The organism is Micromonospora chalcea, from assembly GCF_002926165.1.
Lineage (GTDB): Bacteria > Actinomycetota > Actinomycetes > Mycobacteriales > Micromonosporaceae > Micromonospora > Micromonospora chalcea.
This window is the reverse complement of sequence record NZ_MAGP01000057.1, coordinates 92539-113818: the sequence shown is the minus strand read 5'-3', so window position 1 is coordinate 113818 and position 21280 is coordinate 92539. Positions and strand designations below refer to the sequence as shown.

Annotated in this window: 23 protein-coding genes; 7 read left to right on the top strand and 16 right to left on the bottom strand. The window is 73.0% G+C overall.

The genetic code is table 11. The features are described from left to right. The coding region (locus BAW75_RS06815; RefSeq protein WP_244206024.1) for a Uma2 family endonuclease at positions 1–738 on the top strand (738 nt) is incomplete at its 5' end. Between the two features lie 61 nt (positions 739–799). Here the strand turns inward: BAW75_RS06815 and BAW75_RS06810 are convergent. The 14 genes from BAW75_RS06810 to BAW75_RS06745 form a co-directional block, all read right to left on the bottom strand. Continuing rightward, positions 800–1213: a DUF5130 family protein gene (locus tag BAW75_RS06810; protein ID WP_030502180.1), complete on the bottom strand. Its 414-nt coding sequence runs from the start codon at positions 1211–1213 to the stop codon at positions 800–802. Continuing rightward, entirely contained in the window at positions 1200–1505 is a 306-nt protein-coding gene (gene ctaJ / locus BAW75_RS06805; protein ID WP_431881862.1) for an aa3-type cytochrome oxidase subunit CtaJ, read from the bottom strand. The genes BAW75_RS06810 and ctaJ overlap by 14 nt, the downstream gene beginning before the upstream one ends. 56 nt (positions 1506–1561) lie before the next feature. Next, complete coding sequence (locus BAW75_RS06800; RefSeq protein WP_104112993.1) at positions 1562–3034, bottom strand: amidase; 1473 nt, start codon at positions 3032–3034, stop codon at positions 1562–1564. Between the two features lie 117 nt (positions 3035–3151). Next, positions 3152–4153, bottom strand: a complete 1002-nt coding sequence (locus tag BAW75_RS06795; protein ID WP_208635196.1) for an amidohydrolase family protein — start codon at positions 4151–4153, stop codon at positions 3152–3154. 5 nt (positions 4154–4158) lie between these two features. After that, positions 4159–4683: a 3-hydroxyanthranilate 3,4-dioxygenase gene (locus tag BAW75_RS06790; protein ID WP_030502185.1), complete on the bottom strand. Its 525-nt coding sequence runs from the start codon at positions 4681–4683 to the stop codon at positions 4159–4161. Beyond that, on the bottom strand, positions 4676–5101 hold the full coding sequence (locus BAW75_RS06785; protein WP_104112984.1) for a RidA family protein: 426 nt from the start codon (positions 5099–5101) through the stop codon (positions 4676–4678). The genes BAW75_RS06790 and BAW75_RS06785 overlap by 8 nt, the downstream gene beginning before the upstream one ends. Continuing rightward, the gene (locus BAW75_RS06780; protein WP_104112983.1) at positions 5098–5871 is read right to left on the bottom strand and encodes a 2-keto-4-pentenoate hydratase; all 774 of its coding nucleotides are present in this window, start codon (positions 5869–5871) and stop codon (positions 5098–5100) included. The genes BAW75_RS06785 and BAW75_RS06780 overlap by 4 nt, the downstream gene beginning before the upstream one ends. Continuing rightward, positions 5868–6926 (bottom strand): 4-hydroxy-2-oxovalerate aldolase, encoded by a 1059-nt coding sequence (dmpG, locus tag BAW75_RS06775; RefSeq protein ID WP_104112982.1) that lies wholly within the window; start codon positions 6924–6926, stop codon positions 5868–5870. Before dmpG ends, BAW75_RS06780 begins: the two co-directional genes overlap by 4 nt. After that, positions 6923–7861 carry an acetaldehyde dehydrogenase (acetylating) gene (locus BAW75_RS06770; RefSeq protein WP_104112981.1) on the bottom strand — a complete coding sequence of 313 codons (939 nt, stop codon included), beginning with the start codon at positions 7859–7861 and terminating at the stop codon, positions 6923–6925. Before BAW75_RS06770 ends, dmpG begins: the two co-directional genes overlap by 4 nt. Next, positions 7858–8655, bottom strand: coding sequence for a 2-keto-4-pentenoate hydratase (locus BAW75_RS06765; protein WP_069087296.1), 798 nt, complete (start codon positions 8653–8655; stop codon positions 7858–7860). Before BAW75_RS06765 ends, BAW75_RS06770 begins: the two co-directional genes overlap by 4 nt. A 56-nt stretch (positions 8656–8711) precedes the next feature. Continuing rightward, on the bottom strand, positions 8712–10193 hold the full coding sequence (locus tag BAW75_RS06760; protein ID WP_104112980.1) for a 2-hydroxymuconic semialdehyde dehydrogenase: 1482 nt from the start codon (positions 10191–10193) through the stop codon (positions 8712–8714). A 20-nt stretch (positions 10194–10213) separates the two neighbouring features. Further along, entirely contained in the window at positions 10214–11542 is a 1329-nt protein-coding gene (locus BAW75_RS06755; RefSeq protein ID WP_104112979.1) for an FAD-dependent oxidoreductase, read from the bottom strand. Then, complete coding sequence (gene kynU, locus BAW75_RS06750; protein WP_043328909.1) at positions 11539–12819, bottom strand: kynureninase; 1281 nt, start codon at positions 12817–12819, stop codon at positions 11539–11541. Before kynU ends, BAW75_RS06755 begins: the two co-directional genes overlap by 4 nt. Before the next feature lie 14 nt (positions 12820–12833). After that, complete coding sequence (locus BAW75_RS06745; RefSeq protein ID WP_043328908.1) at positions 12834–13712, bottom strand: tryptophan 2,3-dioxygenase; 879 nt, start codon at positions 13710–13712, stop codon at positions 12834–12836. 148 nt (positions 13713–13860) lie between these two features. Here BAW75_RS06745 and BAW75_RS06740 point away from each other — a divergent pair, with 148 nt between their 5' ends. The 3 genes from BAW75_RS06740 (at position 13861) to BAW75_RS06730 (ending at position 15760) form a co-directional block, all read left to right on the top strand. Further along, positions 13861–14301: an Lrp/AsnC family transcriptional regulator gene (locus tag BAW75_RS06740; RefSeq protein ID WP_030502195.1), complete on the top strand. Its 441-nt coding sequence runs from the start codon at positions 13861–13863 to the stop codon at positions 14299–14301. Positions 14302–14380: 79 nt separating this feature from the next. Next, entirely contained in the window at positions 14381–14890 is a 510-nt protein-coding gene (locus BAW75_RS06735; RefSeq protein WP_043328906.1) for a hypothetical protein, read from the top strand. Positions 14891–14902: 12 nt separating this feature from the next. Continuing rightward, positions 14903–15760, top strand: coding sequence for a class F sortase (locus BAW75_RS06730; RefSeq protein ID WP_043328904.1), 858 nt, complete (start codon positions 14903–14905; stop codon positions 15758–15760). Positions 15761–15769: 9 nt separating this feature from the next. On the opposite strand, the gene BAW75_RS06725 is transcribed toward BAW75_RS06730, so the two are convergent. Further along, entirely contained in the window at positions 15770–16309 is a 540-nt protein-coding gene (locus BAW75_RS06725) for an HNH endonuclease (RefSeq protein ID WP_030502198.1), read from the bottom strand. A gap of 200 nt (positions 16310–16509) precedes the next feature. After that, a complete protein-coding gene (locus BAW75_RS06720; RefSeq protein WP_104112978.1) occupies positions 16510–17967 on the bottom strand; it encodes a D-glucuronyl C5-epimerase family protein in 1458 nt (485 codons plus the stop codon). 176 nt (positions 17968–18143) lie between these two features. Between BAW75_RS06720 and BAW75_RS06715 the strand changes: the two genes are divergently transcribed. The 3 genes from BAW75_RS06715 to BAW75_RS06705 all read left to right on the top strand — a co-directional run bounded on the left by BAW75_RS06715 (position 18144) and on the right by BAW75_RS06705 (position 21273). Next, complete coding sequence (locus BAW75_RS06715; RefSeq protein ID WP_402927548.1) at positions 18144–19199, top strand: mechanosensitive ion channel family protein; 1056 nt, start codon at positions 18144–18146, stop codon at positions 19197–19199. Between the two features lie 235 nt (positions 19200–19434). Continuing rightward, the gene (locus BAW75_RS06710) at positions 19435–20808 is read left to right on the top strand and encodes an MFS transporter (protein ID WP_064448651.1); all 1374 of its coding nucleotides are present in this window, start codon (positions 19435–19437) and stop codon (positions 20806–20808) included. 78 nt (positions 20809–20886) lie between these two features. Further along, positions 20887–21273, top strand: a complete 387-nt coding sequence (locus BAW75_RS06705; protein ID WP_051611386.1) for a globin — start codon at positions 20887–20889, stop codon at positions 21271–21273. Positions 21274–21280 lie beyond the last annotated feature (7 nt).

The window sequence follows — 21280 nt, the reverse complement described above, 5'->3', positions numbered from 1 at the left end:
CAGGCGCTGCGGCGGGTGCTGTCGGAGGGTCGCGACGGTGTGGTCCGCGCGCTGAGGGCCCGCGAGCGGGACGCCCGCAGCGCCAGAAAGCAGGGGCGCGGCGGCCGGGGGCCGGCGTGGGTGGGAGCCCGTGCCGACCCCCGGCCGTTATCGTGTGCGGAGGAGGTGGACGTGATGGCACAACCGACCCACGAGTGGCGCCCGCCGGAGCGGCCGTGGCAGGAGCAGGACCTGTCCGACCTCCCCGAGGACGGAAGCCGCTACGAGATCATCGACGGGAGCCTGCACGTGACCCCACCCCCCGGGTACGGGCACCAACTTCTGGCCGACGAGATCCGATCGGCGCTCCAGGCCACTGCGCCGACCGGTTGGTGGGTCATTCGGGAGGCCGGACTCCGGGCACCTGTCGCCAATCTCATTCCGGACATCTCCGTGCTGAAGCCGAGCGCTCCCCCGGACGGCTTGTGGACGCACCCCTCGGATGTCGCGCTCGTCGTCGAGATCGAGTCACCCAGCAGCCGCCGGTATGACCGGCTGATCAAGCCTCCGCTCTATGCCGAGGCCGGCATCCCGCACTACTGGCGGGTGGAGCGAGGCGACTTCGGCCCGGTGATCTACCGCTACCAACTGGTCAAGGGTGTCCACTACAACCTGATGGGTACGGTCGGGCCGGATGACGCCGCCCAGCTCGACGAGCCGTGGCCCATGCGCCTGGATCCTTCTGCCTGGCCCCGCTGAGACGACGAGAAAGCCCGGCCCGCGCGGTGCGCGGGCCGGGCTTCGTCGTGTGCGGGGCGGGTCAGCCCTTGCCGGCGTGGCTGGCGAGCTGGTCGAGGCCCTGGATGATGCCGCCGGCCAGGTCGCCGCCGCCGAAGGCGGCCACCATGGAGAGCGCGGCCAGCTTCGCGTACGTGTCCGGGATGCGCTTGCGCGCGTACCGGCCGGTGACGACCTCCAGCTGCCGCTGGTTGGGCGACACCGCGATCAGCACCGAGCGGTCGGGCTCGGCGAGCTGGCGGTGCAGCCGCTCGGCGTGCTCCCGGATCGGCTCGTCCAGCCCGCCGACGTAGACCGAGAAGACCAGGCCGGTGCCCTGGTCGGCGAGGCGCAGCGCCTCGTCGATGCGGAGCAGCTGACGGGTCGAGAACGGTCCGTCCAGCACGTCGGGCGGAGTGTCCGTCCCCGTCGTGGGCCGCGCTTCACCAACGGTCACTTGCGCCTCCGGTTCCACCGGCCGGCGCCTCCCGGCCGGCCTGCTCCTGCTTGCGGCTGGTCAACGCCGGCGCCTGCGCTCCGGCGGACAGCGCCGTGCCGGCCGAGTCGGCCAGCTGCTCCGGACGGCTCAGGAACCAGACCGGAGTGAAGTCGAAGGGCCGGCCCGGCCGGTAGCGCTTGGCGCCGCCACCGTTGCCACGGCTGCCCCCGACGGCCGCCAGGCCGGCGATCAGCAGCACCGCGGCGGCCGGGATGCCGACGAAGACCACCAACGTCTCGGTAACAGACAATCCCAACGCCCCCAGGCGGAAAGAGAGACCAGGAATGATTCGGGTCGGGTGACCGGTCAGGACCGGCCGCGCCGCACCTCACTTGTGATGTTCACGTTAGCGGAGTCGGTGGCCAGCCAGATTGCGGGGTGCTGATCCCATCCGCCACTCGAGTGCTCAAGCTGCGCGGCAGTGGCGACCAATGTCGCGTCGTCGCCGTACCGGCCGGTGAGCAGCACCCCGACCGGCAGGCCGTCGGGGGTGCGTCCGACCGGCAGGGAAACGGACGGATCGCCGGTGACGTTGAAGACCGCGCAGTACGGCGAGAAGCGCCGCTGCCTGTCGAAATCCTCTGCCGGTTCGAGGGCGGCGAGCGCGCCGACCGGCATCCGCGGGGCCGCGAGCGTCGGGCAGAGCAGCAGGTCACAACCGGCGGTACGGCGTACGCCGAGGCGTACCTGCGCCTGCAGCTCGCCGAGCGCGGCCATCAGCGTGGGGACGCCGAGGGCCGCGCCGCGCTCCCGCAGGTACCGGGTCAGCGGCAGCAGCTCGCCTTCCCGGTCGGGCGGGACCGGTGTGACCGCCAGCGCGTACCAGAGGGTCTCGAACAGCGGCCACGCCTCGGGGCCGAGCGGCGCGACGACGTCGACCACCTCGTGCCCGGCGTCGGTGAGCAGCGCGGCGGCCCGGTCGACGGCGTCGACGCAGTCGGGGTGGACCGGCTCGTCGGCGAGCATCGGCGTGGTGAAGCGGCCGACGCGCAGCCGGCCGGGGCCGGTGGCGCGGGCGGAGCGGGCGACGCCGAGGTAGCCGCCGGCGGGCGCGGCCGGCGGCAGGTACGGCTCGCCGGGCACGGGTCGCGCCAGCACGTCGAGCAGCGCGGCCACGTCGGCGACGGTGCGGCCGATCGGCCCGTTCACCGGCAGCCCGAAGCCACCGAAGCCGAGTGGCCCGCCGGAGACCATGCCCCGGCTGGGTTTGTAGCCGATCAGACCGCAGAGCGCGGCCGGGATGCGCAGCGAGCCGCCGCCGTCGGAGCCCTGGGCCACCGGCACCAGTCCGGCGGCCACCGCTGCGGCCGCCCCGCCGCTGGACCCGCCCGCTGTGCCCGCGAGGTCCCACGGGTTGCGGGCCGGCGGCGCCACCAGCCCCTCGGAGTACAGCGAGCAGCCCAGCTCGGAGGTGGTGGTCTTGCCGACGCTGACCAGGCCGGCGTCGGTCATGAGGCGGACCACGTCGGCGTCGACCGGCGGGACGAAGTCGGCGAAGGCGGCCGAGCCGAAGGTGGTGCGTACCCCGGCGGTGAGTGTCAGGTCCTTGATCGCGGTCGGCACGCCGTGCAGGGGATGCCGGTCCGCCGCCGGGACCGCGTCGGCCGCGCGGGCGGCCGCCCGCGCGTGTTCGGCGGTGACGGTGACGAACGCGCCGACGGTGTCGCCGAGCGCCTCGACCCGGCGCAGGTGGTGCTCGACCAGTTCCAGGCTGGACAGCTCGCCCCGGCGGATCGCGGCGGCCTGTTCCAGCGCGGTCAGGTCGTGCGGCTCGGCCATGCCGTCCATCCTGCCGGTCCGGCGGCCGGGAGGCCGGGCGACACGTCCGGCCGGTCCTGAACAGCGCCGGGTGCGTCCGTCGACTCTAGGGCGACGACGGACGCACCCGCGCCGGTCTCAGCGGCCGAGGAACCGCAGCGCGTTGCCGCCGAGCAGCGCGGCCCGCTGATCGTCGGTGAGGAAGTCCGCCCGGTGCACCACCTGGCCCACCGGCCGCTCCCCCAGCGGGTACGGGTAGTCGCTGCCGAGCAGCACCCGCTCGGCGCCCATGGTGTCCACGAGCAGCCGCAGCGCGGCCGGCTCGAAGACCACCGAGTCGACGTGGAACCGGTCCACGTACGAGCTGGGCGGCCCGCTCGACGCGCCGCGTACCAGGTCGCCGCGGCGGTGCCAGGCGTTGTCGGCGCGGCCCAGCCAGAACGGGAAGCTGCCGCCGCCGTGCGCGAAGCAGATCCGCAGCGTGTCCGGCACCCGGTCGAACACGCCGCCGAGGATCAGCGCCAGCACCGACAGGTGCGTCTCGGCCGGCATCCCGGTCAGCCAACGGGCCATCCACCGGTCCAGGCGGGGGCCGCCGGGCATGTCCCACGGGTGCACGAAGACCGGCGCGCCGACCTCGGCGCAGTGGGTGAGGAACTGCACGATGCCCGCGTCGTCCAGGTCCCGGTCGCCGACGTGGTTGCCGATCTCCACCCCGGCGTGCCCGGCCGCCAGGCAGCGGTCCAGCTCGGCGCAGGCCGCGTCCGCGTCCTGCAACGGCACCTGGCAGAACGACACCAGCCGGTCGCCGCCGGCCGCAGTGACCTCCAGCGTGAGGTCGTTGAAGATCCGGGCCACCTTGACCGCCTGGTCGGCCGGGCGGTCGTAGCTGAAGAAGACCGGGGTGGGCGAGACGACCTGCACGTCCACGCCGTCGGCGGCCATGTCGGCGAGCCGGGTCGGCGCGTCCCAGCACTGCGCGCCGATCGGGCGGAACTCCGTCTCCCCCACCATGATCATGGCGGCGCGCTCGGAGTCCACCCGCAGCCAGGGCCAGCCGGACCCGCCGCACGCCGCGGCGAGGTCCGGCCACCCCTTCGGTACGACGTGCGTGTGCACGTCCACGACCGGCATCGACACCGGCGTCAGCCCTTGCCCGGGTGCAGCGCGCCGCAGTTGTCGCAGGTGCGGGCCTTCTCGTCGGCGTAGAACGCGGCGAAGACCGGGGGCAGGTCGGCGGCGATGTCGCGGACCTGCAACTCCACCTCGTGCACTTTGTGGTGGCACTCGGCGCAGTACCACTGGAACTTCTCCAGCGTGCCCTCCTCGCGGACCCGCTCGATCACCATGCCGATCGAGCCGGCCTCGGGACGCTGCGGCGAGTGCGGGGTGTTGCGCGGCAGCATCCACATCTGGCCCTCGCGCACGTGCACCGTACGCGGCCCCTCGGGGAGCATCAGGTTGACGTGCATGTTGCCCTTGACCTGGTAGAAGAACTCCTCGTACGGGTCGACGTGGAAGTCCGTGCGCTGGTTCGGGCCGCCCACCACCATGACGATGAAGTCGTCGCTGCCGGGCAGCATCTCCTTGTTGCCCACCGGGGGCTTGAGCAGGTGCTGGTTGTCGCCGATCCAGCCGGAGAAGCTGAACGGCTCGGCGATCTCACTCATGGGAACCTCCCGACGGAAGAAGGGCGACGGCCTGCATCTCGATCAGCAGATGCGGGTGCGGAAGCTGGTGCACGGCCACAGTGGTCCGGGTCGGGCCGGTCGCGTCGAAGAACTCGGCCCACACCTGGTTGTAGCCACCGAAGTCGTTCATGTTGACCAGGTAGCTGGTGATCTGCACCAGGTCGCCGAGGTCGGCGCCGACCGAGCGCAGCAGGTCCCGGATGTTCTCGATCACGGCCCGGGTCTGCTCCCGGATGTCCAGGTCGGTGGTGCCGAGTTCGTCCACCGACACCCCGGCGAACGTGTTGTCCGGCCGGCGCGACGACGTACCGGACACGTAGACGAATCCGCCGGCCACCTTGACGTGCGGGAACGCGCCCCGCGGCACGGCCTTCCCGGCCACCACGCGGGCGGTCATGGGAGAACCTTCAGGGAGGCGGAACCGAGCTTCTCGACAGTGGCGCGCACGTGCGCGCCCGGGCGCAGCGGCACCGCGGCGGTGGCCGCGCCGGCCAGGAACACCCAGCCCTTGCGCAGCCGGACGCCGTGCCGGCCGGCCAGCCGCAGGCCCTCGTCCAGCGCGCGGCGCGGGTCGCCGAGGATGGCCGCGGTCGAGCCGACCTGCGCCACCCGCCCGTCGATCTCCAGCAGCACGCCGAGGTTGTCCAGCCCGTCCGGCACCGGCGCCCACGGCCCGACCACGAACGCGGCGGCCGAGGTGTTGTCGGCGATCACGTCCGGCAGGGAGAAGGTGAAGTTCGCGTACCGGGAGTCGATCAGCTCGATCGCCGGGGCGACAGCGCGTACCGCCCGGGTGAACGAGCCGACCGGTTCGCCCGGGTCGGGCAGCCGGTCCAGCAGGAACGCCACCTCCGGCTCGACGCGCGGGTGGATGAAGTCACCGACGTCGACGGCGCCGCCGTCGGGCACCCGCATCACGTCGGTCAGCCGGCCCCAGATCACCTCGTCCACGCCGACCTGCGCCATCTTCGCCTTGCTGGTCAGGCCCATCTTCAGCCCGACCAGCCGCTCGCCCCGGTCGAGGCGGCGCTTCACCAGCGCGGTCTGCACCGCGTACGCGGCGTCGACGTCGAGGCCGGTCTCGGCGGCGAGCTGCGGGATCGCGGTGGCGGTGTCGGCCGCCGCGCCCAGCTTCTCCGCGATGCCGGCGATGTCCGGCCCGATCATGAGTTGTTCTCCTTACCGGCCAGGTCCAGTGCCACGTCCACGATCATGTCCTCCTGGCCGCCGACCATCCGGCGGCGGCCCAGCTCGACCAGGATCGAGCGGACGTCCACGCCGTACTTGGCCGAGGCCCGCTCGGCGTGCCGCAGGAAGCTGGAGTAGACGCCCGCGTACCCCAGGGAGAGCGTCTCCCGGTCCACCTGGACCGGCCGGTCCTGCAACGGGCGGACGAGGTCGTCGGCGGCGTCCATCAGCGCGAACACGTCGCAGCCGTGCTTCCAGCCGTGCAGCTCGGCGACCGCGACGAAGACCTCCAGCGGCGCGTTGCCCGCGCCCGCGCCCATGCCGGCCAGCGAGGCGTCCACCCGGACGGTCCGCCCGGACGGCGAACCGAGCGGGCCGTCGCCGAGGATCCGGCCGTGCTCGACCGCCAGTACGCTGTTCGCCACACCCAGGGACAGGTTGTGGTGCGCGTGGATGCCGATCTGCGTCTCCGGTTCCAGCACCTGCCGGTACGCGTCGACTCGCTGCGCCACGTCCGACATCAGCAGCCGCCCGCCGGAGTCGGTGACGTAGACGCAGTGCGCGCCGTACGACTCCATGAGCTTGGCCTGCGCGGCCAGCCCGGCCGGGTCGTTGAGGTGCGACATCATCAGGAACCCGGAGACGTCCATGTCGTTCTCGCGGGCCCAGGCGATGTGCTGGGCGGAGATGTCCGCCTCGGTGCAGTGCGTGGCGATCCGGACGCTCGTCACGCCGAGCGCCTTCGCCGCCTTCAGGTCGGCGATGGTGCCGATGCCCTGCAGCAGCAGCGTGGTCAGCCGCGCGGTGGTCAGCACCTCGGCGGCGGCGGCGATCCAGTCCGCGTCGGCGGCGGCGCCGTGCCCGTAGTTGACGCTGGAGCCGGCCAGGCCGTCGCCGTGCGCCACCTCGACCGCGGCCACACCGGCCGCGTCGAGCGCGGCGGCGATGGTACGCACCTGGTCGACCGTGTAGCGGTGCCCGATGGCGTGCATGCCGTCGCGCAGCGTCACGTCCTGGATGTAGAGGTCGGTCATCGGGGTGCCCCCTCCGGGGAACGCAGCGCCACCAGCCGCTCCGCGGTGCGCAGCGCGGCCGACGTCATGATGTCGAGGTTCCCGGCGTACGCGGGCAGGTAGTGCCCGGCGCCGGAGACCTCCAGGAACACCGACACCTGCAGGCCGGTGAAGTGCCGGCCGAGCACCGGCGCGTACGTGTCGACGGCGTCGAACTGCACGTCCTGCTTGAGCCGGTAGCCGGGCACGTACTCCTGCACGGCGGCCACCATGTCGGCCACCGAGGCGACGATCTTCACCCGGTCGGCGTCGGCGTCCGGACACAGGCAGTAGACCGTGTCGCGCATCAACAGCGGCGGGTCGGCCGGGTTCAGCACGATGATGGCCTTGCCGCGCTCGGCGCCGCCGACCACCTCGATGGCGCGGGCGGTGGTCTCGGTGAACTCGTCGATGTTGGCCCGGGTGCCCGGACCGGCCGACTTCGAGGCGATCGAGGCGACGATCTCCCCGTACGCGACGGCTGTGACCCGGCCGACCGCGTGCACGATCGGCACCGTCGCCTGCCCGCCGCAGGTCACCATGTTGACGTTCGGCTCGCCCAGGTGCTCGTCGAGGTTCACCGGCGGCACCACGTACGGGCCGATCGCCTCCGGGGTCAGGTCGACGACGGTGCGCCCGTGCGCCCGCAGCACCTCGTCGTGCCGCTTGTGCGCGCCGGCCGAGGTGGCGTCGAAGACGAGCTGGACGTCGGCGAACTCGGGCAGCGCGACCAGGCCGTCGACGCCCTCGGCGGTGGTGGTCACGCCGAGCCTGCGGGCCCGGGCCAGACCGTCCGAGGCCGGGTCGATGCCGGCCATCGCCACCATGCGCAGGCTCTCACTGAGCCGCAGCACCTTGATCATCAGGTCGGTGCCGATGTTGCCCGACCCCAGCACCGCCACTCCGACGCCGCTCATGAGCTTCCCTCCCGCGAGAAACAGGTACGCACCGAGCCGAGCCCGGAGATGCGCGCCTCGTACGCGGCGCCGGGCGTGACCGGCACCATCGGGCCGAGCGCGCCGGAGAGCACCACGTCACCGGCCTTGAGCGGATCGCCCGCCCGGGCCATGGTCGCGGCCAGCCACTGCAACGCGTGCAGCGGGTTGCCGAGGCAGGCCGCGCCCGCGCCGACCGAGACCGGCTCACCGGCGTGCTCCAGCACCATGCCGCACAACCGCAGGTCCACGTCGGCGAGCCGCCGGGGCGCGGTGCCGAGCACGAACAGCCCGCTGGAGGCGTTGTCCGCCACCGTGTCCACGATGGAGATGTCCCAGTCGGCGACCCGCGAGTCGACGATCTCGATGGCCGGCAGCACGTGGTCCACCGCCCGGATCAGGTCGACAGTGGTGACCCGCTCGTCCGGCAGGTCCGCGCCGAGCACGAAGGCGATCTCCGCCTCCACCCGCGGCTGGAGCAGCCGGTCGATCGGCACCTCGACGCCGTCGCCGACGGCCATGTCGTCGAAGAGCACCCCGAAGTCGGGCTGGAAGACGCCGAAGCTCTCCTGCACGGTCCGCGACGTCAGGCCGATCTTCGCGCCGACGCGGCGGTGCCCCTTGCCCAGCCGTTGCCGGGTGTAGACCTGCTGCACCTGGTACGCGGCCTCGACGTCGCCCTCGGGCAGCAGCCGGCCGCGCAGCGGCGGGCAGGGTTTGCCCTCCTGCCGGGCCACCGCGAGTTCCCGGTTGGCGGCCTCGATGTCCACGGTCATGGCGGTTCCTCGCTTACGTCGCTGGGGATTCCGGCCATTCTGCCCACCACGCGCGCTCATGACAGGTCCACACAGACGTTTGTCAGTTCGGAATAGAAGTCGAGCGAGTGCACGCCGCCCTCGCGGCCCACACCCGACGCCTTCACCCCGCCGAACGGGGTGCGCAGGTCGCGCAGGAACCAGGTGTTCACCCAGACGATGCCGGCGTCGAGCCGGGCGCCGGCCCGGTGCGCCCGGCCCACGTCCCGCGTCCACACCGCGGCGGCCAGGCCGTAGTCGGTGCCGTTGGCCAGCGCGAACGCCTCGTCCTCGTCGTCGAACGGCGCGACGTGCACCACCGGGCCGAAGATCTCCTCCTGGTTGGTGCGGGCGTCCGCGCCGAGGCCGGTGAGCACCGTCGGCTGCACGTACGCCCCGCCGTCGCGGCCGTCGCCGAAGCGCGGCGTGCCCCCACCGGCGCGGACCTCGGCGCCCTCGGTACGGGCCAGCGCGTAGTGGCCGAGCACCTTGTCCCGGTGCCCGTGCGAGATCAGCGGCATGTTCGCCGTCGCCTCGTCGTCCGGCCAGCCGTACGCCAGTTCGTCGGCGCGCTTGGCCAGCCGCGCGGTGAACTCCTCGAACACCGGCCGCTGCACGTAGATGCGCTCGGTGCACAGGCACACCTGGCCGCCGTTCGTGAAGCTGGACCGCACCGAACCGGCGACCGCCGCGTCCAGGTCGGCGTCGGCGAACACCAGGCCGGCGTTCTTGCCGCCCAGCTCGAAGCTGACCGCCTTCACCCCGTCGGCGGCGGCGCGCATGATCGCGCTGCCGGTGGCCGACTCGCCGGTGAACGTGATCGCGTCCACGCCCGGGTGGCGGGTCAGGTGCTCGCCGGCCGAGCCCGGGCCGAAGCCGTGCACCAGGTTGAACACGCCGTCCGGCACGCCCGCCGCGGCCATCACCTCGGCCAGCAGCGTGGCGGAGGCCGGGGTCTCCTCGCTGGGCTTGACCACCACGGCGTTGCCGCAGGCCAGGGCCGGCGCGACCTTCCAGGTGAGCAGCAGCAGCGGCAGGTTCCACGGCACGATCACCGCGACCACGCCGACCGGCTTGCGGACCGCGTAGTTCAGCGCCCGGCCACCGGTCGGGGTGACAGTGGTGAACGACTCGGTGGGCGCGGTCGCGACGATCTCGGCGAACGCGCGGAAGTTGGCCGCGCCGCGCGGGATGTCGAGCGTCCGGGCCTGCGAGATGGCCTTGCCGGTGTCCGCCACCTCGGCGGCAACCAGGTCGTCGAAGCGCCGCTCCAGCTCGTCGGCGACCCGGCGCAGCACCTCGGCGCGTTCCCGCTCCCCCATCCGGCCCCACGGGCCGCGCAGCGCCGCCCGGGCGGCGGCCACCGCGTCGTCCACCGTGGACTGCGACGCCTCGACCACCTCGAACACCGGCTCGCCGGTGACCGGGCTGCGCTTGGTGAACCGGGCGCCGGCGTCGACGAACTCGCCGCCGACGAAGTTGCGCAGCAGGCCGGGGCCGTCCGGCGCGTGCCCGGCCATCAGCCGGGGATCCCAGAGCGTCATCGCCGCCGCCCCAGCGCCGCGCGGACCCCACCGGCCAGCAGCGCCACCGCGCCGGCCGCCACCGCGCCGACCACCGCGTACTGCGCGCGCACCCGGCGGCGCACCTGCGCGTACGGGGTGGTCGAGAACGAGACCAGCTCGTACTGGGAGACGTAGCGGCCGGGCAGCGCGCGCTCCAGCGCGTGCTCGACCTGCTTGCGGGTCCGGAACACCGGCGAGGCGACCTTGTCCCGCATCTCCACGAAGTTCGCCAGCGCCATCCGGGCGATCGCCTCCGCGTTGTCCTGGCGGCGGTGCTGGAACAGCGGCAGCGCGGCGGCCCACTCGTCGTCGCACTCGTCGAGGCAGCGGTCCAGCTCGACCACGTCCTCGAACGCGCAGTTCGCGCCCTGGCCGTAGAACGGCACGATGGCGTGCGCGGCGTCGCCGATCAGGCCGACCTTCCCGGCCACCTGCCACGGCGTGCAGCGCACCGTGCCGAGCAGGCCGATCGGGTTGTGCTGGTAGTCGTCGACCAGGTTCGGGGCCAGCGGGACCAGGTCCGGGTAGTGGGTGGCGAAGAACCGCTCGATCGCGGCCGGGCTGCTCAGCGACGCGAAGCTGCGCGTGCCGTGGGTCGGCCAGAAGAGCGTGCAGGTGAAGGAGCGGTCCGGGTTCGGCAGCGCGATCATCATCGAGGTGCCGCGCGGCCAGATGTGCAGCGCGCCCGGGTCGAGCGCGAACTCCCCGCCCAGCGGCGGGATGGTCAGCTCCTTGTAGCCGTAGTCGAGGAAGTCGAGGCTCTCGGTCAGGCCCCCGTACGCGAGCAGTTGCCCGCGCACCGCGGAGCCGGCGCCGTCGGCGCCGAGGATGACCGAGGCGGTGGCGGTGACCTTGCCCTGCGGGGTCTCGAACGTCATCTCGCCGCCGAGCAGGGCGCGGCCGACCAGCCGGTGGTCGAACGCGACGCGCACGTTCGGCAGCGCGGCGGCGGCGTCCAGCAGCGCGTTGTTCAGCGCGCCCCGGCTGATCGAGTTGATCGCCCGGTCCCCGGAGCCGCTGTAGGACTGGAACTCCGGCTCACCCTCGACCGGGTGGATCATGCGGCCGCGCATCGGCAGCGCGTCCGCCATCACCTCGTCCTCCAGGCCGATGCGGCGCAGCGCGTCCAGGCCGCGCTCGGACAGCGCCAGGTTGATCGAGCGGCCCCGCTCGACGGTGCCGGTACGCGGGTCGGGCCGCCGCTCGTAGAGGGCCACCGGGTAGCCGCGCCGCGCCAGGTAGCAGGCCAGCAGGCAGCCGGCCAGCCCGGCGCCGACGACAGCGATCTCGTCGCGCTCGGTCATGAGCCCTCCTTCTCAACAGTTGCCGCCAGCGCCTCGGCGACCCGCCAGCAGTCGTGGTACGTCGAGTAGAGCGGCACCGGGGCGAACCGGACGATGTCCGGCTCCCGGGCGTCGGCGACGACGCCGTGCTCGTGCCGCAGCCGCTTGGTCAGCTCGTTCGCGCTGCCCACGCCGATCCGGACGGAGAGCTGGCAGCCGCGCCGGGCCGGGTCGCGCGGGGTGACCACGCTCAGCGGGCGGCCGGGCGTCACCTCGTCGAGCAACTGCTCCAGGAAGGCGGTGAGCCGCAGGCTGCGCTCGCGCAGCGCCGGCATGCCGACGGAGTCGAACAGCTCCAGCGAGGTACGCACCGGGCCCATCGCGAAGATCGGCGGGTTGGAGATCTGCCACGCCTCGACGGTGGCCGGCGGCCGGGACACCGGGGTCATCTCGAACCGGGTGGCCGCCTCGGTGCTCCACCAGCCCTCGAAGCGCTGAATCGACGGGTCGCCGAGGTGCCGCTCGTGGACGAAGACGCCGCCCAGCGCGCCCGGGCCGGAGTTGAGGTACTTGTAGGAGCACCAGGCGGCGAAGTCGACGTCCCAGTCGTGCAGCGCCAGCGGCACGTTGCCGGCGGCGTGCGCCAGGTCCCAGCCGACCACCGCGCCCGCGGCCCGCCCGGCGGCCGTGATGGCGGGGATGTCCATCAGCTCGCCGGTCAGGTAGTTCACGCCGCCGAGCATCAGCAGCGCCACCGTGTGGCCCTCGCGGGCCAGGAAGTCCAGCACGTCCTGCGTGCCGAGCGTGTCGGAGCCGGGGCGCGGCTTGAGGCGTACGACGGTGGTGTCCGGGTCCAGGCCGTGGAAGCGGGCCTGGCTGCGCACCGCGTAGCTGTCCGACGGGAACGCGCTGTCCTCGATCACGATGCGGGTGCGCTCGCCGGCCGGCCGGTAGAAGCTCACCATCAGCAGGTGCAGGTTGACGGTGAGGGAGTTCATCACCACCGTCTCCGCGGGCAGCGCGCCGACCAGGCGGGCGGCCGGCGCGGTCAGCAGCTCGTGGTACGGCAGCCAGGGCCGCTCCGACTCCAGGTGCCCCTCCACGCCCAGGCGCTGCCAGGCGTCGAGGTCGGCGAGGAGCTCGTCCCGGGTGGCGCGGGGCTGCAGGCCGAGCGAGTTACCGGCCAGGTACGCGGTGTCCGGGTAGCGACCGCCGTCAGCCGGCGGGATGTGGAACAGGTGCCGGTGACCGGGGTCGTCGGCGTCGCGGCGGAGGGCTTCGTTCTCGGGGGTGTGCATGCTGTTCTCTCTCGTCACATCGCGGTGCGGGCCGACCACAGCTCCGGGAAGACCACCCGGGCCATGCTGCGCTGCAACCATGCCAGTCCGGCGGAACCGCCGCTGCCGACCTTGGCGCCCATGGTGCGCTGCACGGCCTTGACGTGGTTCCAGCGCCAGTCGCCGAACTCCTCGGCGATCTCGGTCAGCGCGTCGCCGAGCAGGCGCAGGTGGTTGTCCGGGCCGCTGTCGCCGTAGATCCGGACCCAGGCCGCCTCGATCGCCGGGTGCGCCTCGTGCTCGGTGTTGACGTCCCGGGACAGCAGCTCGGCCGGCACGTCGAAGCCCTTGCGGGCCAGCAGCGCCACCACCTCGTCCCAGAGGCTCGGCGTGGCCAGCGCGGCGGTCAGCTCGTCGTACACGTCGGTCTGCCGGCGGAACGGGCGGATCAGCGCCCGGTCGCGCAGGCCGAGCAGGAACTCCAGCTGCCGGTACATCGCGGACTGGAAGCCGGAGCCCTCGCCGAGCCGGTCGCGGAAGCGGTTGAAGTCGGCCGGGCTCATCCAGCGCAGGCCGTGCCAGGCCGCGTTGAGGCCCTCCAGGTGCAGGGCGGCCCGGCGCAGCGGGGCCAGCGCCTCCCAGATCCGGTCCTCGCGCAGCTCACGCTTTGCGTGCCGCAGCTCGTGGCAGGTCAGCCCGAAGTACAGCTCCATGATCTGGCTGACCATCAGGAAGGACATCTCGCCCGGGTCGTCGCTGAGCGGCTCCTGGAGCCGGTGCAGGGTGCTGGCCCGTACGTAGGCGTCGTACGGCACGCGCTCGGCGAATTCCAGCGTCGGCTCGCCGCCGTTGCGTGCCGCCCGAGCCGCCCGTTCCTGGGGGGTTACCGGGCGCACCGCCGTCGTCTGTTCCACAGTCGTTCTCCGTCCGTGCGCGGGGTAGACGTCATGATCCCGCTGGTGGGCGGCCGAATGGAATGCCTGTTCAACGGCGGTATGGTGGTCTCACCTCGCGAACCGAAACCATCTCGCGTCGCTCCCTTTACGGAAGGAAGGTCCCCGCGTGGACGACATGGACTGGGCGTTGCTGCGTGAGCTCCAGGCCGACGCCCGGCTCTCGTACAGCGAGTTGTCCCGCCGGGTCCACCTGTCCCCGCCCGCGGTGGCCGAACGGGTGCGGCGGCTGGAGGAGTCCGGCGTGATCACCGGCTACCACGCCCACGTCGACCTCACCCGGGCCGGACGCACGGTGCTCGCCCTGATCCGGATGTCCTGCTACGGCGCGCGCTGCATCCTCAACGACCCCGAGGTGGCCGGCTGGCCGGAGATCATGGAGATCCACCGGATCACCGGGGACGCCTGCAGCATGCTCAAGGTCGCCGCCACCAACATGGGCGAGTTCGAGGAGGTCATCGACCGGCTCGCCCCGTACGGCCAGCCGTCCAGCACGATGGTGCTCTCCACGCCGCTGGCCTGGCATCCGGTGGTGAAGGCGCCTCGTTAGCTTCCCCTGCCCCCCGGGAAAGCAGCCGCCGCTGCCCGTCAGTGGGTCCGGCGCACCGTCGCGCCGGGAGGGGGGAACCATGCGAGGGCTCCTGTCACACCGCGTGCTGTCGTCCGTACTGGGCCTGTTCGGCCTGGTCGCGACGTTCGTCCTGGCGACCGCGCCACCGGCGCGGGCCGGCGAGAGCGTGTTCATCGAGGTGACGCCGAACAGCGTCCAGGCCGGTTCCCGGGTGAGCCTGCGGGCCGGCTGCGACAACAGCAACAACCGTCAGGCCCAGGTCACCTCGGACGCCTTCGGGCGGGTGACGCTGCGGCCCGACAACGGCTTCCTCACCGGCTCGGTCACCGTGCCCGGCAACAAGGCGCCCGGCGACTACCCGGTGAACCTGGACTGCTCCAACGGCAACACCGCCTCGACCATGCTCACCGTGCTGAACATGGCGCAGCCGAGCAAGGGACCGGCGACCGGCGGTGGGGGCGCCGCGGGCGGCCGGGGGACCGGCTCGCTGCTGCTGGTCGGCGGCCTGGTGGCGGTGGCAGTGGTGGCCGGCGTGAGCGCCCGCCGCAAGACCGGTAACCGCGTCTGACGAGGCGCCGACATGGCCCGCAAATCGCGCCGCCGGGACCGCGCCGGCCCGGCGGCGGACCGCACCCGCCGTCGCGCCGCCGGCCGCCGGCCGCCGGAGCGCGCGAAACGGCTCCGGGCCGCGCTGCGGCTGACGTCCCGGGCCGCGCGCCGGTTCGCCCATGTCGCCGGGCACGCCTTCACGGCCAGCGTCACCACCGCCGACCCGCGGCCGGTCCCGGCCCGCGCCGCACCGGCCACCACCCGCCGGTACGCCCCGAGCCGCAACCCCGGTGTCCCGGTGCTCGTGGTGGCGAGCGTGATGGCGCTGATCGTGGCCATGCTCGGGCTGGAACGGGTGACCGGGGTCAGCGTGCTGCCGGACCGGATCGTCGCCGGCCTGCGCCCGCCGCCGAAGAAGTTCCCGGTGCTGCCGGCCAGCCCGCCGACCGACCTGAGCATCGGCAAGCTCGACCTGCGCGCGCCGGTGCACCGCGTCGGAATCGCGCCGGACGGCAGCATCGACGTGCCGGACGTGGACCGGGCCGGCGAGGTCGGCTGGTACGACCAGGGCCCCACCCCCGGCCAGTACGGCCCGGCGGTGCTCGTCGGGCACGTCGACACCACCACCGGGCCGGCCGTCTTCCACGGGCTGAAGAACCTCGACGACGGCGACCGGATCGAGGTGACCCGCGAGGACCGCTCGGTGGCGGTGTTCGAGGTGACCTCGATCGAGCGGTACGGCAAGGAGAAGCTGCCGGTGGAGGACGTCTACGGCGACTTCAGCCGGCCCAACCTGCGGCTGATCACCTGCGGTGGGCGCTGGGTGGGCGGCGAGACCGGGTACGCGGACAACCTGGTCGTCTACGCCTCGCTGGTCAAGGCACGCTGAGCGCTCCGGTCAGGCCGCCTCGGACTCGGGCTCGCGCAGGTCGAGCCAGTCCGCCCAGCGCGGGTCGGGCGCGCGGTGCCCGAGGACCCGCCAGGCCGCCCCTTTCGGGGCGGCCGGCAGGTGGTGCAGCCGCCAGCCCAGCTCGGCCGGCGTCTTGTCGCCTTTGGTGTGGTTGCACCGCGCGCACGCGGCGACCACGTTCTCCCAGGCGTGCCGGCCGCCCCGGCTGCGCGGGAAGACGTGGTCGATGGTCTCCGCCGGCCCCCGGCAGTACGCGCACCGCCACCCGTCGCGGGCGAACACGGCCCGCCGGGACAGCCCGACGTGGGTGCGGTAGGGCACCCGGACGTAGCGGGTCAGGCGTACCACTGAGGGCACCGGTAACGCGTTGCGCGCGCTGTGCAGGATGCCCTCACCGTCGGCGACGCAGATCGCCTTGGCGGAGAGCACGAGGATCGCGGCACGACGCACCGACACGACGCACAGGGGTTCGTAGGTGGCGTTGAGAACGAGCGCACCGGAGCCCGCCGTGGGTCGTATGTCAGGCATCGCGCTCACCCTCCCGGTCCAGCCGCTCCCGCCGTCTGCGCGCCGGAACCGCCCGCGAACAGCGCGGAACGAATTCCGACGCCGGCCGGATCACCGACGTCCGTTGCGCCAATAGTCCCTGATCGCGCCCTCGATTGCACGCACGAATCTGCAAGCGGCCCGCCGGATCACCCGCACCGGGGCGCTCCGGCGCGCTCGCGCTACGCCGTGCCGACGCTACGCAGGGTGCCCAGCCGGACCCACTGGCCCTCGTGCGGGCCGGCGGCCAGGCGGTAGTGCTGGACGCCGTCGATGGCGGCGCGCAGATCCACTGTCACGGTGTCACCGACGGCGAGGCCGGCGGTCACCGCTGTCACCTTCCCGGCGTCGTCCAGGGAGTACGCCCTGCCGGGCGCGGCGACGACCACCGCCGAGCGCGGGATGCGGTAGCCGATCGGCGCCGCTCTCCCGATCTGGTACGACCGGCCGGGGATCTCCTGGACCAGGTAGCCGCTCAGGCTCCCCTCGCTGATGTCGTACCAGATGCCGGTCTGCCGCATCACCTTGTGCCGTTCCGTGGAGGCCGCCTCGGTCGGCCTGGTCAGGGAGATCCGCTTGCGGTCCAGGACCGTGCCGGCCGCGTCGAACTTGTAGCCGACGTGGTCCCCGGGGGCGAGCCGGATCGTTCCGGACACCCCGTAGGTGGGGTGGTCGGAGTAGAACAGGTCCATGATCCCGGCGAAGGTCGGGTCGCCGGTGATCGCGTGCAGCACGGCGTGCTGGATGATGTGCGTCGAGTGGTACATGCCCGCGTCCTTGCGGTGGGTGAGGCAGTACCGGCTCCGCCACTGGCGGGTGCGGACGAGGTGGTGGGCGTCCCGGGCGGTGGTGATCGCGCCCTGGAGCATCTGGCGGGCCCGGGCGTCGCGGCTCAGGCTCCAGTAGTCCCAGAGCCCGAAGGCCGAGAAGACGTGCCCGTTGTAGGTCTGGTCGCCGCGCACCCGCGTCGGGTGGGCGTACTCCTCAAGCCAGAGCAGCCCGTCCTTGACGTACACCCCCCACGGCAGGCCGCCCACCGGCGGAAGCAGGTAGGACGCGAACGTCGAGTCGGCCGCCTGCCGCCAGTGGGTGCGCTCGCCGACGATCTGCGCCAGCCGGACGAAGAGGCTCATCGCCTGCCCCTGGGCCATCATCGAGTACCACGGCGTCTCGTAGACGTCGGTGCCGCGGTGCATGGCGTGCCGGAACCGGTACGGGTAGAACCAGGCGTCCCGCCGCACGACCCGCCTGTCGATCAGGCGCTGCGCCTGCGCCATCGCCCGCTTGAGGTACACCTGATCGCCGGTGACCCGGTAACTCTCCAGCAGGTTGATGCCGTACTGGGCCTGGGCCACCGGATGGTCGTAGAGCTTCCCGGTGAGCAGCGCCATGCGTACGCCGTGCTCGTCGTGCGTGCCCGTGTCGACGAGCGGGAGCCGTACGCCGCTGTAGTAGGGCCGCTGACCCTGCGGCAGATCGCGGATCTCGAACGGGTCGCTGCGGAACTTGACAGGCGATTCGGCAGACAGCCTCGCCGCCCCGGTCGCCACCAGCGGCGCGGCGCCGGCCGCCGCCGCCACCACCGTCAGCACCTGACGACGGGACCAGGATCGGCGCGCGCCTAAGAGCTCCTCCGTCATGTCGCTGTTCCCCTTGCTCCGCCCAGCTGCGAGCTGGACGGCCAGTCGCGGGGCCCCCGTGCGGGCCGGGGCGTTCTTGCCGCCCCCCGGTACAACGGAGCAGGAAGCAGGGCGGGTTGCCCGGCCGGCGGTGGGTCCGCGCCGGACGGGCGACGCGGGTGCGGTACGAAAGCACTGTGAATCTCTCCGACCTGATCTCCGCCCTGCTGTCCGCCGTCTCCGACCGGCGGCCGGACTGCCAGGGCAGCAGCTCCTGCGAGTGGGTGTACCGGGTCACCGACTCCGCCTGGTTCGCCGAGAGCAGCTACTGGATCCTGTTCAAGCCGCTGCGGGTGGCGCTGATCCTGCTGCTAGCGGTGGCCGCCCGCTGGGCGCTGCACCGGACCATCAACCGGCTGGTGCGGACCACCACCGACGGCGCGGTGCCGACCATGCTCCGCCCGCTGCGGGAACGGATTCCCAGCGCCACGCCGGACCCGGACCAGTTCGTGCCGGAGCGGCGGCGGCAGCGGGCCGAGGCGATCGGGTCGGTGCTGCGCAGCATGGTCACCGCGTTCGTCTTCGGCATCGCGTTGCTGATGGTGCTCAAGGAGTTCAGCTTCGACCTGGCCCCGCTGCTGGCCAGCGCGGGCATCGCCGGCGTGGCGCTCGGTTTCGGCGCGCAGAGCCTGGTCAAGGACCTGATCGCCGGCCTGTTCATGTTGATCGAGGACCAGTACGGCGTCGGTGACACGGTCGACCTCGGCGAGGCGACGGGCGTGGTGGAGGCGGTGGGCCTGCGGGTGACCACGGTCCGTGACGGCCGCGGGGTGCTCTGGTACATCCGCAACGGGGAGATCGTCCGCGTCGGCAACAAGAGTCAGGGCTGGGCCCTGGTCGTGGTCGACCTGCCGATCGGCTTCGCCGGCACCGAGGAGGCCACGGCGGTGCTGCGTACCGCGGCGGCGTCGGTGGCGCTGGACCCGGAGCTGGCGCCGAAGATCGTCGAGGCGCCGGAGGTCCTCGGCGTCGAGCAGATCACCGTGGACGGCACGGTGATCCGTACCGTCGTCAAGACCACCGCGGACGGGCAGTTCGCGGTGGGCCGGGAGCTGCGCCGCCGCCTCGCCGAGGCACTGGAGAACTCCGGGATCACAGCGCAGATCGCGGCGGCCCGGCTCTTCCCCGGGCTGCCGCCCCAGCCGCCGGCGACGCCCACGGCCGAGGGCACGGGGACCAGCGGACCCACCTGAGTCGCCGGACAAGCCGGACTATTTCCGGGGGTCGCGCTCCGCGCGGCCCCTCGGGTATCGTCCGTTCGGTTCAGTCGGAGATGCGACGATCAATCCGTTCGCCCTAGCCAGTTGTCAGACGATCGGGCAGAATCCGGTGAACACGCTCCACCGGGGAGCGTGCTCGTGTCCTCGCTGATCGGTTGATCTGACGACGGTTCCCGGTCGGGCCATCACAAGTGGTCGACCAGGAACGATGGAGGCGACGGTGTCCGACGAGCGACCCGCCCAGGAGGGCCCGGCCACCTTCCGCGACGTGTTCGGTCAGCCGGAGTTCCGGGCGCTCTTCGCCGCCAACATCCTCTCCTGGGTCGGCGACTATCTCGCCAAGGCCGCGGTCACCGTGCTCGTGCTGCGCGAGACCGAATCGGTCGCGCTCTCCGCCGCCGCGTTCGCGGTCAGCTATCTGCCCTGGCTGCTCGGTGGCCCGTTGCTCTCCGCGCTCGCCGAGCGGCACCGCTACCGCCGGGTCATGGTGATCTGCGACCTGATCCGCATGGCGCTGATGGTGCTCGTCGCCATGCCGTTCATGCCGGCCTGGTCGGTCCTCGCGCTGATCTTCCTGGCCACGCTCGCGAATCCGCCGAGCCAGGCGGCGCGCTCGGCGGTGATGCCGCAGATCCTCACCGGCGACCGGCTGGTGGTGGGCCTGTCCGCGTTCACCAGCGCGTCCCAGGCCGCCCAGGTCGTCGGCTACCTGATCGGCGCGACCATCGCCGCGCTGAACCCGAACGCCGCGCTGCTCGTCAACGCGGCGACCTTCGCCCTGTCGGCCCTGCTGGTCCGCGTCGGCGTACGCGACCGGCCGTCGACGATGACCGCGAAGCACCGCAGCCACCTGCTGCGGGAGACCGGCCAGGGCTTCCGGATCGTCTTCGAGCGGCCGGTGCTGCGGGCCATCGCGATGCTGGTGTTCAGCGCGATGCTGTTCTCGATCGTCCCCGAAGGGCTGGCCGCCGGCTGGGCCGCCGAGCGCACCGACGGCACGATGGACGCCGGCACCGCCCAGGCGGTCATCATGGCCGCCGGTCCGGTCGGATACGTCCTCGGCGGGGTGATCATCGGGCGGCTGATCGCCCCGGCGCGCCGGTTGGCGCTGATGCGGCCGCTGATGGTGATCGCGCCGGCGGTGCTCGTGCCCGCGCTCCTCGACCCGGCCCCGTCCGTGGTGGCGTTGCTCGCCGCGGCGTGCGGCTTCGCCGTCGCCGGGCTGGTGCCGGTCGCCAACGGGCTGTTCGTGCAGGCCCTGCCGGACGGCTACCGGGCCCGGGCGTTCGGGGTGATGGCCACCGGCACCCAGGTCATCCAGGGCGCCGCGGTGCTCGCCACCGGCGCCCTCGCCGAGCGGTTCTCCGTCCCGTCGGTGGTCGGCGCGTGGAGCGCGGCGGGCGTGCTGCTGATGCTCGTCGCGGCGTTCGCCTGGCCTCGGCCGCGCACCATCGACGCGGCGATCGCGGCCGCCCGCGCCGAGTCGGCCCCGGACGCCGCCGCGCCCACGCACGCCGCGCGTGGCCCGGCGGCGGGCGACCGGGGCCGGGAGCACGGCCGGCGCCGGCACGCGGTGACGTGATCCGCGCCGCCCCGCGGGCGGGCGCGACCGCGGGGGCGCACCTGGCAGGATGGAAGCGTGACTTCCCCAGGCGAGTCGATGACCCTCTTCGAGGCGATCGGCGGTGAACCGGCCTTCCGCAAGCTGGTGGACGAGTTCTACGCCGGCGTCGCCGAGGACCCGCTGCTGCGGCCGATGTACCCGGAGGAGGATCTGGGCCCGGCGGCGGACCGGCTCACCCTCTTCCTCATCCAGTACTGGGGTGGGCCGCACACCTACTCCGAGCAGCGCGGGCACCCCCGGCTGCGGATGCGGCACGCCCCGTTCCGGATCGGCGCCGCGGAGCGCGACGCCTGGCTGCTGCACATGCGCCGGGCGGTGGACGCGCTGGACCTGCCGCCGCAGCTCGCCGGCGCGCTCTGGGACTACCTGGAGCGGGCCGCCTACTTCATGGTGAACGTGATGGAGGACCCGGCGGCCGGCTGAGCCGCCC